The sequence below is a fragment of the Halobellus inordinatus genome, from assembly GCF_024464655.1.
GTDB lineage: Archaea > Halobacteriota > Halobacteria > Halobacteriales > Haloferacaceae > Haloquadratum > Haloquadratum inordinatus.
In genome coordinates, this window is the sequence record NZ_JANHAV010000004.1 from 19,072 (window position 1) to 32,900 (window position 13,829).

The 13,829-nt window shown below is 63.1% G+C and carries 14 protein-coding genes; 4 read left to right on the forward strand and 10 right to left on the reverse strand.

Annotation, left to right across the window (positions count from 1 at the left end; all coding sequences use genetic code 11):
• Positions 1–43: 43 nt before the first annotated feature.
• Positions 44–421 (reverse strand): cupin domain-containing protein, encoded by a 378-nt coding sequence (locus tag NO347_RS08945; RefSeq protein WP_256289273.1) that lies wholly within the window; start codon positions 419–421, stop codon positions 44–46.
• 113 nt (positions 422–534) lie between these two features.
• On the opposite strand from NO347_RS08945, the gene NO347_RS08950 reads away from it, so the two are divergent.
• Complete coding sequence (locus NO347_RS08950; protein WP_256289274.1) at positions 535–2,202, forward strand: aldehyde ferredoxin oxidoreductase family protein; 1,668 nt, start codon at positions 535–537, stop codon at positions 2,200–2,202.
• Between the two features lie 69 nt (positions 2,203–2,271).
• Here NO347_RS08950 and NO347_RS08955 read toward each other — a convergent pair whose 3' ends face one another.
• Together NO347_RS08955 and NO347_RS08960 are read right to left on the reverse strand one after the other, a co-directional pair.
• Positions 2,272–2,868, reverse strand: coding sequence for a hypothetical protein (locus NO347_RS08955; RefSeq protein WP_256289275.1), 597 nt, complete (start codon positions 2,866–2,868; stop codon positions 2,272–2,274).
• A 245-nt stretch (positions 2,869–3,113) separates the two neighbouring features.
• A complete protein-coding gene (locus NO347_RS08960) occupies positions 3,114–3,338 on the reverse strand; it encodes a helix-hairpin-helix domain-containing protein (protein WP_256289276.1) in 225 nt (74 codons plus the stop codon).
• 556 nt (positions 3,339–3,894) lie between these two features.
• Here NO347_RS08960 and NO347_RS08965 point away from each other — a divergent pair.
• A complete protein-coding gene (locus tag NO347_RS08965; RefSeq protein WP_256289277.1) occupies positions 3,895–4,740 on the forward strand; it encodes an acyl-CoA thioesterase in 846 nt (281 codons plus the stop codon).
• A gap of 182 nt (positions 4,741–4,922) precedes the next feature.
• Positions 4,923–5,417: a VOC family protein gene (locus tag NO347_RS08970; protein WP_256289278.1), complete on the forward strand. Its 495-nt coding sequence runs from the start codon at positions 4,923–4,925 to the stop codon at positions 5,415–5,417.
• Positions 5,418–5,474: 57 nt separating this feature from the next.
• On the opposite strand, the gene NO347_RS08975 is transcribed toward NO347_RS08970, so the two are convergent.
• From NO347_RS08975 to NO347_RS09000, 6 genes are all read right to left on the reverse strand, one after another.
• Positions 5,475–5,951, reverse strand: coding sequence for a MaoC family dehydratase (locus tag NO347_RS08975; protein WP_256289279.1), 477 nt, complete (start codon positions 5,949–5,951; stop codon positions 5,475–5,477).
• Between the two features lies 1 nt (position 5,952).
• A complete protein-coding gene (locus tag NO347_RS08980) occupies positions 5,953–6,645 on the reverse strand; it encodes an ABC transporter ATP-binding protein (protein WP_256289280.1) in 693 nt (230 codons plus the stop codon).
• The gene (locus NO347_RS08985; protein ID WP_256289281.1) at positions 6,642–7,370 is read right to left on the reverse strand and encodes an ABC transporter ATP-binding protein; all 729 of its coding nucleotides are present in this window, start codon (positions 7,368–7,370) and stop codon (positions 6,642–6,644) included. Before NO347_RS08985 ends, NO347_RS08980 begins: the two co-directional genes overlap by 4 nt.
• A 113-nt stretch (positions 7,371–7,483) precedes the next feature.
• Positions 7,484–8,509, reverse strand: coding sequence for a branched-chain amino acid ABC transporter permease (locus tag NO347_RS08990; RefSeq protein ID WP_256289282.1), 1,026 nt, complete (start codon positions 8,507–8,509; stop codon positions 7,484–7,486).
• Positions 8,506–9,369 carry a branched-chain amino acid ABC transporter permease gene (locus tag NO347_RS08995; RefSeq protein WP_256289283.1) on the reverse strand — a complete coding sequence of 288 codons (864 nt, stop codon included), beginning with the start codon at positions 9,367–9,369 and terminating at the stop codon, positions 8,506–8,508. The genes NO347_RS08990 and NO347_RS08995 overlap by 4 nt, the downstream gene beginning before the upstream one ends.
• Before the next feature lie 157 nt (positions 9,370–9,526).
• A complete protein-coding gene (locus NO347_RS09000) occupies positions 9,527–10,804 on the reverse strand; it encodes an ABC transporter substrate-binding protein (protein ID WP_256289284.1) in 1,278 nt (425 codons plus the stop codon).
• A 349-nt stretch (positions 10,805–11,153) separates the two neighbouring features.
• Here NO347_RS09000 and NO347_RS09005 point away from each other — a divergent pair, with 349 nt between their 5' ends.
• Positions 11,154–12,794, forward strand: a complete 1,641-nt coding sequence (locus tag NO347_RS09005) for an acetate--CoA ligase (protein ID WP_256289285.1) — start codon at positions 11,154–11,156, stop codon at positions 12,792–12,794.
• A 254-nt stretch (positions 12,795–13,048) separates the two neighbouring features.
• On the opposite strand, the gene NO347_RS09010 is transcribed toward NO347_RS09005, so the two are convergent.
• A complete protein-coding gene (locus NO347_RS09010; protein WP_256289286.1) occupies positions 13,049–13,828 on the reverse strand; it encodes an SDR family NAD(P)-dependent oxidoreductase in 780 nt (259 codons plus the stop codon).
• Between the last annotated feature and the right edge of the window lies 1 nt (position 13,829).

Genomic DNA, 13,829 nt, shown 5'->3' on the forward strand with positions numbered 1-13,829 from the left:
ATTCGACTGGCGACGCTGCGGTGTGAGACCCCCCTCAACGAACTCAGTCGAGGATCGTGATGTCGTCTGCAGCCTTCGGCACGAGACAGAGAAACGACCCCTGTTCGTCGCTTTCGTTGTGGTACCAGTGCTCGACACCCGCGGGGATCAGCAGCGAGTCGCCTGCGGAGACGGAGTACGTCTCCTCGCCGATGCCGACCACGTACTCGCCTTCGAGAACGTACTGTTCGTGTTCGACTTCGTTGGTGTGACGTGGGACGCGGGCACCCGGTTCCAATACGAACCGGCGCATATTGAAGTTCGGCGTCTGTTGGTCGTTTCCCAGCAGAACGCCCTTTTCGAGTCCATCAGCCAACTCGACCGCCTCGTACTCGATGTCTGCGGCGCGTCGAACCAGAGGTGCAGGATTCGTTTCTGCCATCGACTTGGATATCGGAGAGACACAACTTGGTTCTATCCACGGGCGTCTCCCGCTCGGCACCCGGAGCGAATCCGATACTGAGTTTTATACCGATAGGAATCCGTCTACCGGTAATGCTGCACAGTTCTGGTCCGTTGCTATCGGTGGACCTCACGTCGCGAGAGACGACGACCGAATCGATCGACGACGTCCTGGAATCGTACATCGGCGGCCGAGCGGTCGGCACGAAACTCGCCCACGACCGTGTCCCGTTCGACGCTGATCCGCTGGGTGCCGAGAACCGCCTCTTTCTCAGTACCGGGCCGATGCAGGCCTCACAGATGAGTTTCACCGGGCGGATGAACGCCACTGCGGTGTCACCGCTGACCGACGGGCTCCTGTCCTCGAACGCGGGCGGGTTTATGTCGCGACACTTCGCGGACACGGGCTACAGCGTCGTCGAACTCACGGGCGCGAGCGATACGCTCCTGATCGTCCACGTCAGGGACGATGGCATCGAATTCGAGGAAGTGCCGGATCTTGCAGCCGCGACCGTGCCCGAGACGTGTGCGTACATTCGCGAGGAGCACGGCCTCGATTCGGACCACGTCGCGTGCATCGGTCCGGCCGGGGAGAACGAGGTTCGCTTCGCGTCGGTGATGACGACCGAAGAGCGGGCGTTCGGACGCGGAGGGCTCGGTGCCGTCCTCGGCTCGAAGAACGTCAAAGCGATCACCTTCGACGGGGACGCGGCGCCGGAGATCGACGTCCCAGCGGGCCAGATGGAGATCCATCGCGAGGCCGCCACCGACGACCACATTATGAAACAGCAGGGCACGGTCGCGGTGATGGACCTCGCGAACGAGGTGAACGGACTGCCCTCGTATTATTTCTCCGAGCAGTCGTTTGCGGGCGTCGAAGGAATCAACGGGGATGCGGTAGCCGAGAAGAAATACAAGAAAGGAACGTGCTCGTCGTGCGCGTTCGCGTGCAAACTGCCGACGAGAGACGAAGCGCGAGGCGTCGAGACCGAGGGCCCCGAGTTCGAGGTGGCGATGGCGTTCGGATCGAACTCCGGCGTCGACGACATCGTGGACGTGATGCAATCGAACGAGCGCTGTGACGTGTACGGCCTCGATGCGATCTCCGCGGGGAACACGGTCGCGGCGTACCTGGCGGCCAACGACGCCTTCGGAGACACCGAGTTGATCCTCGACTTGCTGGATAAGATCGCTCACCGCGAGGGCGTCGGCGACACGCTCGCAGAGGGTATCGGTCGCATCCACGGTGAGTTGGGCGTCGAGAACTGGTCGGTGAAGAATATGGACTTCGCCGCACACGAGGGACGCGTTCTGCACGGGCAGGCGCTCTCGTACGCGGTGGCGAACCGGGGCGCAGATCATATGTACGCCACGTTTTATTCGGTCGAGTACCCGCTCGTCCCCGACGAGGAAGCGATGGATCCCGTCGGGTTCGAGGGCAAGGCCGAACGGCTCGTCGAACGCGAGAACCTGATGGCGCTCAACGACAGCGGAATTATCTGTAAATTCTCGCGCGATTATATGACGCCGGAACGGTACGAGATGCTCTTCGGTGCCGACTTCGAGGAGTTGCTGTCCGTCGGCAGCCGAACGGTGACGCTGGAACGGCACTTCAACAACCAGCGCGGATTCGACAGCGACGACGACAGCCTACCGTACGCCGACGAACTGCCCGGCCTCGAAGACGCGATCAGAGAGTACTACCAGTCCCGTAACTGGAATGGAGACGGGACCGTCCCGAGGGCGGAACTCCCCGCGTAGACCGACCAAATCGACTGTCCTGGCTCGGTCTACGGCGTCCGTAGTCCGCCGGAAGCGCTGAAATGGTAGTTAGGTCCCACCAGCCGAGAGACGCTGCTCGATCGCCGCGATCAGGTCCGCCGGCCGTTTGTCCGCCGGGTACGACCGCTCACCGTCGGGAAGACGGAGTTGCACCGACCCATCAGCGTACGCGATCCCGTCGATCCCCTCGTAGGGAATCTCCTCGGAGTCCGTCGCAAGCGACCATTTGGTGTTGAATAAATTCACCATAGCCTCGTCGTAGACCGTCACGGCGTCCTCGCCAACCGTCAGGACGGTCGCCCGGTAGCGCTTCGCGACGTCGAGACCGAGGACGGAGCCTTTCGCGGCAGTCACGGCGTACACCGACGCTTCGTCCACCTCGCTGTCGATCCCCGCCGCGGCCCGACAGAGCTTGTTCGTTCCGTCGGCAAGCGCGTCCGCCGCCCCGTTCACGACGGCACGCACGCCGAGGCCGGTCAGCGCCAATCCACCGATCAGCAGGCCAGTACCGAGGTAGATCTGATCGCTCACGAAGAGGAAGTTCCCCGCGACGATGAGCGCCATCACGACTACCCACGGCCACTGCCACCCAGCGGTCCACACCGGCGAGAACGTATTGATCTCGATCGGGCCGGACTCAGCCATCACGGTGCCCTCCAGGTATCACACGGCGCGCGTCAAGTATCACAGCCCAGACTTCGACCGTGTCGTACTTCGATGTTGCTTTCGCGACGAGTCGGAGCAGGAACCGCCTTGCCGACGAGAGGGTCGGTCTGCGGTGGAGCGTCTGTTGGGAGTCAGTTGCGCAGCGTCCCAGTGGACAGTCGAAAATCTGTCCAGAGAACAGATATGAATCCGTAAATACCTGTAGAAATGACACGATGGAGCCCCTATGGTGTCGAACGCTGTTCGCGCACGAGTTCGTTGGCGCGGTCAATCCAGTCCTGTGCCTTGCCTTCGGTCACGTTCGCCGCTGCAACGTCGGTCGGATCACTGTCTTCGAGGCTACCGAGCGTGTCGATACCGGCCGCTTCCAGACGGTCGTGGTACGTCGGTCCGAGGCCGCTGATACCTTCTATTTCCTGTTCGGCAGGATCCGATTCCGGGTCCGTCATTTCGGATCCCACTGCGTCGGTCTGTTCGGATACCTCTCGCTCTGTTTCTGCGACCGTATCCGTCGTGGACTCCGCTTCGTCCCCGCCAGATATACGTATTACTTCTATGAGTTCTTCTAATTGCTATTCGATTTGTGATATTCGTTCGTCTATCTCGGGCGAACCGAATTCCTCCGTTGTGGGGGGCGACTCGCCGATCGATTCTTTGGCTTCCGTTTCTTCGGGATCGCTGGTATTGGTATCGGTCGTCGACGGTACTTGCGCTCCGGTCTCGAACTCGGCAGGGGACAGTTGTTGGAACTGCTGGGCGCGCTTGCGGACCTGTTCGAGCGCCCGGTAGACCGTCCCTCGTACCAGTTTTGTACAACGGTGTTTCTTCTGGTAAGCAAATATTTCTAGCTGCTGGACGGAGTCACAGTGAGACGAGACAGTTTTTCAGGCGGGCGGGGTGACCGAAATCCGAGTGGTGTCCGGGTAGCGAGCCTTCCTCCCCGAACCGTCCCGGGTTCTTGCCGGCACCTAAACTATGTTGTCACCGGCTATCTACCCCCGAGGTATGCGAACTATCGACAATCACTCTGTTCGCTTCGGCGAGCTTGCGGGACCGCTGGTACACCACGCGATGTTCTTCGATTGGCAGCTCATCTCGACGCAGGAGATCGCCTACGAGGTCGAGTATCCGTTCGAGGCCCTCGTCGCCGACGACGCCATCCCGTACGCGCCGGTCGGACTCGACGCGACGATCCACCGGTATCCGACGTTCGGCGACACCGTGTCGGTGGAAGTCACGCCGCTCAGCGTCGGCAACTCCAGCGTGGAACTCCTCTACGAAGCGATCGACGCCGACGGCGACCCTTATTCGACAGCGCGAATGACCCACGTGACGATCGCACCGGAAGGCGGCGCGCTGCGTCTCCCGGAAGCGACGCGGGAACGGCTCCGCGAACTCCAGGCCGACCGGGAGGTTGACATAGGCCCCACGGGGGGAGCCCACGACGCCGATGCCTATCCGACCTTCGAGGAGTACTTCCGAGTGCACAGCCCACACATCGAAGGCTCCGAACTGGCCTACTTCGAGGAGTATCCCCGATTCGCCGATATCGCGCTCGAATCGTTCGTCTCGAACGATGGCCCCCGGCTGAGCGAACTCGCCGGCGAACGACAGCCGTTCCGCCTGCGTGATTGGCACTGGGACTTCAAATCCCCCGTGCTCTTCGACTCGCTACTCGAAGTCGAGTGCGACGTCGAAGCGGTCGACGAGGAGACGGTGCGGATCGCACATACGTTCCGAACCGACGACGAGACGCGTATCGAGGGCGTCTCCGAGTACGGGTGCTTCGATCGCGAGGGCGAGCCCACCCAGTTCACCGACGAGATGTTGGCGCCGTTCCGGCAGGAGTAATACTGTCGGACAGAAGTCCGTGAATCGTGTTGTCCCCCGCGGGGTGCCGATACGCTTCACATCGTTCTGTCCGAAAGTATAAGCGGAGGACCTGGACGGGCCGGTGCAGACCGAATCGGTGACGAAGGCGGTCGTCGCCAGTGACGCTTTTGTAACCTCGGCTCGCGCACAGAAACACAGCAATGACAGGCGACGATACCCCAAACCACGAGACGCCCATCCACGTCGATCACGTCGGCATCGCAGTCGAATCCGTCGAGGACGCAGCGCCCGTATTGGACGCGCTGGGCTGTGAGCGACTGCTCGACGACACGGTCGACGGAGAGTTCCGCTGGGTCTACTACAGCCTAGGGAACGCGTCGCGGATCGAGTTGATCGAACCGATCGCCGAGGAGTCGTTCCTCACGGCGTTCTTAGAGCGGCACGGGCCCGGCCTCCATCACGTGACCCTCGAAGTAGCCGACATCGACGCGACGATCGAGCAACTCGACACCGCCGGCGTCGACGTCGTCGATCGGAAATCCTACGGGGAGTGGACAGAAGCGTTCGTGTCGCCGCGGAACGCGACGGGAACGCTGTTCCAACTGATGGAGTACCACGAAGCGTACACGGAGAATACGGAGCACGACCCAGAGTCGCTCTACGTCGGTGGCGAACGGCTCAGCAGCGAGAAGTGAGGGGGCTGGTCACGACGGCAGACGTAGCGCTGTTGGGTCGACGTCTCTGTGGCGGGCCTATCCGTCCGCACCGAGAGGCCACGCGTCGCCGGCGGCGCGGGTGAGGAAGATGTTGGTCGACCGCCAGTAGATGACTTCCTCGCCGTCGCCGTTCTCGGCGCTGACTTCGAGTTCGACGTACCCGCGGTCCTCACGGCTGCTCGACGGCGTCGTGTCCAACACGTCGAGTTCGACGGAGACGGTGTCGCCGGGACGGACGGGCGTTCGCCAGCGGAGCTCTTCGAGCCCGAACGAGCCGAGCGTCGCCGTCTCCCGGAGGAACTCCTCGACGAGGAGGGCCATACAGGCACTCGCGGTGTGCCAGCCGCTGGCGATGAGCCCGCCGTACATCGTCTCTTTGGCCACTTCTGGGTCGGTGTGGATGAGCTGTGGGTCGTATCGGCGGGCGAACGACAGCAACTCCTCGCGGTCAGCTCTGTAGGATCCGAGGTCGTGCGTTTCGTCCGCCGAGATCTCCTCGAAATACCGGACCATCTTACAGATACGCGTCCTTGACGTGGTCGCTCTCTAAGAGTCCCTGTCCGGTGTCCTCGCGGACGACGCGGCCGTTCTCTAAGAGATATGCCCGTTCGGCCATCGCGAGCGCACGGTTGACGTGCTGCTCGACCAAGAGGACCGTAATGTCTTCGCTGATCTCTTCGATCTTCTCGAAGACGCGGTCGGTGATCTGTGGCGCGAGCCCCTCGGAGGGCTCGTCCAACGCGAGGATCTTCGGCTGGGCCATCAGCCCCCTGCCGATCGCGAGCATCTGCTGTTGGCCGCCGCTCATCGACTCCGCGCGCTGATCTGCGCGTTCTTCGAGGATCGGGAACAGCTCGAACACCTCCTGCATCGTCGCTTCGAGGTCGTCGCGTTTCGTGTACGCCCCCATCTCCAGGTTCTCGCGAACCGTCATATCGCCGAAGAGGTTCCGCTCCTCGGAGACGTGGACGAAGCCCCTGCGGACGATGTCGGACGGGCTGAGCGTCGCCGCGTCCTCACCCCAGACGTTGACGGTGCCGTCATCGACCGGGTGCAGACCCGACATCACGCGGAGCAGCGTCGACTTCCCCGCGCCGTTGGGGCCGACGATCGAGACGACGCCGTCGTCCTCGGTGACCTGGAAGTCGAGGTCCCAGATGACCTGGATGTTGCCGTAGGAGACGTCGATGCCGTCGAGTTCGATCACGAGTGGTCCTCCCCGAGGTACGCCTCGGCGACGGCCTCGTCGTTTTGGATCTCTTCTGGCGTTCCTTCGGCGATTTTCCGGCCGCTCTTCAGTACGATGATGCGATCTGCAGTTCCCATAATTGCGTCCATAATGTGTTCGATCCAGAAGACCGAGATGCCACGCTCGTCGCGGAGGCGACGGATCGTATTCGAGAGTTCACTGATCTCTCCCGGCGTGAGTCCGCTCGCGATCTCGTCGAGCAGGACGAGATCCGGGTCCGACGCCACTGTGCGGGCGAGTTCGAGTTGTTTCTGCTGTGCGATCGGGAGGTTCCCGGCTTCCATCTCCGCTTTCTCTTCGAGACCGACGAACGCGAGCGCCTCGCGGGCGCGTTCCTCTGCTTCCTCCTGTGAGATCGACTCGTCGCTGCCGAACAGCGCGCCGGCGAGCGCGTTCTCGAAGACGGTCATCTCGCCGAAGACGCGGACGATCTGGAAGGTGCGAAGCAGTCCCGAGCGAGCGATCTCGTGGGTGTCGAGCGCGACGATGTCCTCGCCGTTGAACGTGATCTCGGTGTCCTCCTCGGGATCGAGGACGCCCGTGATGGTGTTGAACAGCGTGGTCTTCCCAGCACCGTTCGGGCCGATGAGTGCGACGATCTCGCCACGTCCGATCTCCAGGTCTACCCCGTCGATGGCGACGAGACCGCCGAACTTCTTGCGGATGTTCGCGGCCTTAAGCATTGGTACCTATATACAGACCGCCTTTGTGTAATAACGGTTTTGCCTTATCGAACAACACAAAGGCGATCTCGTCGGGCGATTACAGAAAGAGAGCGCAGAAGCGACGCGAGAGATTAGCTCTCTGCGTCGGCCTCTGTGGGCGTTCCGCCGTTGCCGCCACCGAGCGAGATGTCCCAGTCTTCGAGGAGGTCCTCGGCGGCGACGATGACGCCGCTGCGGAAGTACAGGAACAGGATGATCAGCAGGCCGCCGAAGATGGCCGTCCGCCAGTTGGCCGCGTAGGTCCCGAGCGCCGCCTCGATGACTTCGACGATGATCGCGCCCACGATCGGGCCGTAGGTCCGCCGGATACCCCCGACGATGAGGACGATCAGTGCGATCACGTCGACCGCGAGGAACGTGAAGATCGAGGGCGTGATGTAGGACGCCTCGCGGGCCAGCAGCGTGCCGGCGATCGCGATGAGCACGCCCGCGATGAAGCCCGCGATGGCCTTGTAGCGGACCACGTCGATCCCGATGGATTCGGCCGCCAGCTCGTCCTCGCGGATGGCCTCGAAGGCGATCCCGTACCGAGAGGACTTGATGAGCCAGAGGTACAGCACCATCCCGGCGAGCAGGAACGCCAGAATGAGATAGTACAGCACCACTGCCGTGGGGACGCCGACCGCGTCGGCTACGCCCGACAGCGAGAACAGTTCGTACGGGAAGCCCGTCGAGCCGCCCGTGAGGTCCCGAGCGCCGATGAACGCCTCCGAGAACACCAACTGGAGGTTCAGCGTCAGGATCGAGATCAGGATGACCGTGAAGCGCCGCCGCGCGGACACCCAACTCACCGACATCGCGATGACACCGCAGAGCAGCGCGGCCACCGGCAGCCCGATCCACGGCGTCACGCCGAACGAGTCCGCGACCAGAGCAGTGGTATACGCACCGACGCCACCGAGTCCCCCCATAAAGAGGAACAGCTGGTCGTTGTGCCCGAACACGATGTTCAGCGCGAGCGCGAACAGCGCGAACAGGAGGATCCGCGAGAGGACGCCGATGTAGTAGCCGCTGCCGAGCACTGGCAGGGGAGCGATCACGAACAGGATGCCGACGAGCGCGAGGCTGCGGGCGCCCGGAAGCCGATCGGTGTTCACGACGACATCACCTCCGGACGAACGAGGAGGAAAACGATCGCCGCGCCGAAGAGGATGATCGTCGCGAAGTACGAACCGACGAAGAAGTTCGCGTACGTGTTGATCAAGCCGAGCACGAGGCCGGCGACGACCGCTCCCACGAGGCTTCGGATTCCGCCGACGATCGAGACGATGAGCGCGAAGGTCGTGAACTGGAAACTGTTCGCCACGCTGACGTTCGAGCGCGCCGCAGCGAGGATTCCCGCCAGCCCGGCGACGACTGCCGAGAGCACGAACACCAGCGTGCGGAGCTTTCGGGGATCGATGCCCACCAGCCGTGCGCCGCGCTCGTCCTGGAAGATCGTCCGCGTTGCCTTCCCGAGGAACGTCCGATTCAGGAATAGGAACAGGACGGCGATTATCACGGCAGTGACGACGATACTCACGGCCGACGTGCCGGTGACGACCGTCGCGCCCACGTCGATCGGCGAGATATTGAGCGGGAGCGAGTATCGCGAGGAGACGTAGTTAACCATAATCCCTTCCAGCAACACCGTGAGGCCGAGCGTCGTGAAGATGCCCAGCAGGATCCGCTCTTCGCCCTCCGAGCGGTAGACCAACGAGAGGAGCGTCCGGTCGACGAGTAAGCCGAACACGCCGACGAACGCGAGCCCCGCGAGGATAGCGATCGGGAGGGACATACCCCCATCGACCAAGAGCGCGGCCGTGATCGCGGCGATAACCGCGAACGCGCCGATCGCGAGGTTCAACACCTCACCCAGACCGTAGACTAGCGTGATCCCGACGCCGAGAAGCGCCAAGGACGCGCCGAACGCGAGCCCGTCGACGGCGAGTGCCGCCAATGTGCTAACTGTTACCATCTATTGCCCCAGATTACGGATACCAGTGTATACTTTTCGACTTCGGATGCATTTTCGTGTGAGATTGGATTCATAATAGCGAGAGGCGTGCAGCGCCGAGCGCGGCAGCGCACTGCGGGGAGGGACGTACCCTCGTGGAGGGTGCCCCCGAGTCAGCTCAGGCTTCGGGCGGGAGTGCCGGAAGCGGGTCGGTCCGGAAGCTCTCTTGCAGGCTGTAGTTGCCGTCGGGGTAGTACGACGGAGCGTCCAGCGAGAACGTGCTGTAGAGTTGCACCTGATTCTTGAGTTCGCCGTACTCCGAGTACTGGATGGGTTCGGGGAACAGCGTGTCGAACTCGATGGCCCGGATCGCCTCGGTGACGGCCTCGGGGTTGGCTTCGCCGGCGTCTTCGATCGCCTGGGCGATCATCTTGCCCGTGACGTAGCCGTAAGACGTGTGCGTGTCGAACTGGCTCCCGACCTCCTCGCCGAAGCGCTGTGCGACTTCGGCGTACTCGTCCGTGTAGACGTCGCTCATATGCAGGTGCGTGAAGCCGCGGCTCGCGTTCTCACCCAGCGCGGAGCGAATGACGGCCGGCGGGAGACCGGGGCCGGTGATGATCTCTGGCTCGTACCCCAGCTCGTAGAGCTGTTGAGTAATCGTCAGCGAGCCCGGCGGGTGTCCCGTCGCGACGACCATCTCGACGTCCTGGGGCATCCGGCGGATGTACGACGAGAAGTCGCTGGCACCGACGGGTGCGACCTGGACGTTGACGTCGATGCCGAAGTTCTCCTCGATGCCGGTCTTCACCGACTGTCCCCACGCGTAGTCACCGACGATGGCACCGACCGACTGATACCCGGCGTCGTCGACGAACTGTGCCTGCGCCTGCATAGTCGTGGCCGCCGGAAGAAGCCCCAGTCGGAACGAGTGAAGCGTCTCGGGCGTGATCGTCTCGTCCGAGCCGGCCATATGCATAATCATCGGGACGCCGAGTTCCTGCGCCGTTCGGGACGTTCGGATCCCGACGTCGGAACTCACCGGGCCGGTGGCGGCCACGATATCGTTCTGCTCGGCGAAGCGATCGAAGATCGAAGACGCCTCGGCCGGGTCGCTCTCGGAGTTCGCCTCCACGATGTTCAGGTTTCGGCCGCCGAGGACGCCGCCGTCGGCGTTGATCTCCTGGACAGCGAACGCGAGGCCAGCAGAGTGCGCCTGTCCCCACGGAGCGAAGCCACCCGAGAGCGGCTGGACCGACCCGATGTTGATAGCGTCCGAGTCGCCGCTGCCTCCGGAGGTCGTCGTCGTGGTATCGCCGCCGCCCGAGTCGTCGGTCTCGGTGCCGCCTCCACCGTTGTCGCCACCGTTGCTCGAACACCCAGCGAGCAGTCCGATCGTCGCAGCCCCGCCGGTCGCTTTCAGAACCGCCCGCCTGTCGAAGGTCTTCCTTGACATTGTCATCATCATTCACTGTGTAACGGGATTTGAATGTGACGGTTCGTATCATATACCAAATGTTATCGACACCTAAGAGGGGGTGTTACGGACGGTAAATCGGGGCAAATGCCGAGACAGCGGCGAGAAATACGGTCGACGTGGCAATCGAGAAGCAAAAATAGCCGCTACGACGCTCGCCGGTTGCTCACGCGCGCTGGGACTGCGTCGGCGTACACGGGCCGTCAGTCAGTTTCGAGGCCCCCGAACAGGCGGACCGAGAAAGACTGTAACGGCGTAAAATGACGGGGCGTCCGTGACAGTCAACCGCAAACTATTTGCTGATAAATTCTGATACTCGAAGTAAGCGATGCAAGAGAATATACCGGAGTCGTATCTTCCCGACAACGGGCCACAGCTCGTTCACGCGTTACCGGAACTGCACTATCCCGAAGAGATCAACGTCGCCGAGCAGTTGGTCGACCGCCACGTCGAGGAGGGGCGCGGCGACAACGTCGCCATCCGCTTCGAGGATCGAGAAATCACGTACGCAGAGCTGCAAGAGCGCGTCAACCGCTTGGGGAACGCCTTCCTAGATCAGGGCGTCGAGCCCGGCGATCGCGTCGTCGTCCGCTTCACCAACCGTCCGGAAGCCGTCATCTCCTGTCTCGCGGCTCAGAAGGTCGGCGCGGTGGCGCTGCCGTCGATGAAACTCTTGCGCGCGAAAGAACTGGTACACATCATCAACAACGCGGAGGCGTCGACGGTAGTCGTCTACGACGACCTCCTCGAGGAGATCAACAAGGCGCTGCCGGACCTCGACACCGTCGAGAACGTCATCGTCGTCCAGCGAAACGGGGTCGAACACGAGCACGCCGACTACGACGAACTGACCGAGGCAGCCAGCGACGAGCTCGACGCCTACGCGACCGAGCGCGACGACCTCGCGCTGATGCTGTACACGTCCGGGACGACCGGCCAGCCGAAAGGCGCGACGCACACGCACCGACAGGTGCTCTCGACCGCCGACGCGTACGCCCGCTACTGTCTCAACGCGACCGAAGACGACGTCTTCGGGGGTAATCCACCCCTACCCTTCGCCTACGGCTACGGGGACCTGGTGACGTTCCCGCTGCGTTTCGGTGCCACGTCGAGTCTCGTCGAGAACGCCTCGCCGGGTGACCTCCTCGAAGCCGTCGAGAACCACGGGATCACGATCCTGTGCTCCATCCCGACCGCGTACAACCAGATGCTCTCGAAGCACCCCGACGGGCCCGAGGAGTACGATACGTCCTCGCTGCGGATGGCGATGAGCGCCGGCGAACCGCTGACCCACAGCACGTTCAACAACTTCAAAGACAGCTACGGTGTCGAGATTTACGACGGGATCGGCACGACGGAGATGCTCCACATCTTCGTGAGCCACCGCGAGGGCCAAGAGATCGACCCCGGCGCGACGGGCTATCCGGTGCCCGGATACGAGTGCAAGGTCATCGACCCCGACACGGGCGAGGAACTCCCCCGCGGTGAAGCCGGGATGCTCGCCGTGCGCGGCCCCACGGGTATCTCCTACTGGAATCGGCCGGAGAAACAGGACGAAGCGCTCGTCGACGGCTGGAGCCTCCCGGGCGACATCTACGTCCACCGCGAGGACGGTCGCCTGGAGTACAAGTCCCGCGAGGACGACCTCATCATCTCAAGCGGCTACAACATCCCCGGTCCCGAAGTCGAGGCCGTACTCGAAGAGCGCGAGGAGGTCTCCGAGGTCGCCGTCATCGGCGCCCCGGACGAAGAGCGCGGTCAGGTCGTGAAGGCCTACGTCGTCGTCGCAGACGGGGCTGAAGCGGGCGAGGAACTGACCGAGACGCTCCAGAATCACGTCAAGAACACGCTGGCGCCGTACAAGTACCCGCGCCGGGTCGAGTACGTCGACGAGCTCCCGCGGACCGAGACGGGCAAGATCCAGCGCGTCAAGCTCCGGGAGCGAGCGCGCGAACAGTACGAGCAGTAGGCAGGCAACCGGGAAATAGGCTGCAGCGCAGTAAGGGGCGGACACCGGCCATCGTCACACCCGCCCCCCACAGTTATTATATCTCAGAATAGTTCTCAGGTAAGCTCGATCTGGAGTATACGGCCACCTACAGGGCGGGAACTATACCCGTGGGTGTTCGATTATCGGTGCAGACTGACTCATAAGTTTTCACCGCAGCCGCGAGTGCAGCCGCGGGAGAACGTGGCGAGTAATCGTCGAAAGCCGAGGGACCCTCAGCGACGCATATAGCCGCCGTCGATGTGGAGCGTCTCGCCGGTGATCCAGCTCGCGGCGTCGCTCGCGAGGAACACGACCCCGCGTGCGACCTCCTCGGGTTGGCCGACGCGGCCGAGCGCGTAGGATTCGCCGAGTTTCTCGCGGTACTTCTCGACGAATCCAGCGGTTGCGGGCGTCTCGACAGTTCCGGGCGAGACGCAGTTCACGCGGACGCCGGAGTCGCCCACTTCGGCCGCCATCGTCTTCGTGAACGAGCGGTTGGCGGCCTTCGCAGCCCCGTATACGGCCAGACCGGGGTCGTTACCTCGGTAGGAGGCGCTGGAGTAGTTGATGACCGATCCCTCGCCGCGCTCGACCATTCCGGGCAGCGCAGCGTGGGTGCAGTTGAGCGTGCCGAAGAGCGACACGCCGAGTTTCGCCTGCCAGTCTTCGGGCTCGGAATCGAGAAACCGCTGCGTTCCCATCAGACCGGCGTTGTTGACGAGGACGTCCAGCGCGCCGAACTCCTCGACGGTGGCTTCAACCATCGCGACGGCGGCGTCGTACTCCGAAACGTCGGTTTCCAGGCCGATCGCGCGAACGTCGTGCTCGTCGGCGAGACGGTCTGCGACGTCTTGGGCGCCGTCGCCGTCGAGGTCCGCGATGACGACGTTCGCGCCGAGCGCGGCGAAAGCCTCAGCGACGGCCTCGCCGATGCCCTGGGCCGCCCCGGTCACACAGACGGTCTGATCCGTGAAGTCGAACGACTCACGGATGTCGGGGGAGGGAGCCGCCACG

What these genes read in the sequence shown, in the direction of transcription:
- NO347_RS08945 (WP_256289273.1), bottom strand. Translation starts at nt 421, where the DNA reads ATGGCAGAAACGAATCCTGCACCTCTGGTTCGACGCGCCGCAGACATC.
- NO347_RS08950 (WP_256289274.1), top strand. Translation starts at nt 535, where the DNA reads ATGCTGCACAGTTCTGGTCCGTTGCTATCGGTGGACCTCACGTCGCGA.
- NO347_RS08955 (WP_256289275.1), bottom strand. Translation starts at nt 2,868, where the DNA reads ATGGCTGAGTCCGGCCCGATCGAGATCAATACGTTCTCGCCGGTGTGG.
- NO347_RS08960 (WP_256289276.1), bottom strand. Translation starts at nt 3,338, where the DNA reads ATGACGGACCCGGAATCGGATCCTGCCGAACAGGAAATAGAAGGTATC.
- NO347_RS08965 (WP_256289277.1), top strand. Translation starts at nt 3,895, where the DNA reads ATGCGAACTATCGACAATCACTCTGTTCGCTTCGGCGAGCTTGCGGGA.
- NO347_RS08970 (WP_256289278.1), top strand. Translation starts at nt 4,923, where the DNA reads ATGACAGGCGACGATACCCCAAACCACGAGACGCCCATCCACGTCGAT.
- NO347_RS08975 (WP_256289279.1), bottom strand. Translation starts at nt 5,951, where the DNA reads ATGGTCCGGTATTTCGAGGAGATCTCGGCGGACGAAACGCACGACCTC.
- NO347_RS08985 (WP_256289281.1), bottom strand. Translation starts at nt 7,370, where the DNA reads ATGCTTAAGGCCGCGAACATCCGCAAGAAGTTCGGCGGTCTCGTCGCC.
- NO347_RS08995 (WP_256289283.1), bottom strand. Translation starts at nt 9,369, where the DNA reads ATGGTAACAGTTAGCACATTGGCGGCACTCGCCGTCGACGGGCTCGCG.
- NO347_RS09000 (WP_256289284.1), bottom strand. Translation starts at nt 10,804, where the DNA reads ATGTCAAGGAAGACCTTCGACAGGCGGGCGGTTCTGAAAGCGACCGGC.
- NO347_RS09005 (WP_256289285.1), top strand. Translation starts at nt 11,154, where the DNA reads ATGCAAGAGAATATACCGGAGTCGTATCTTCCCGACAACGGGCCACAG.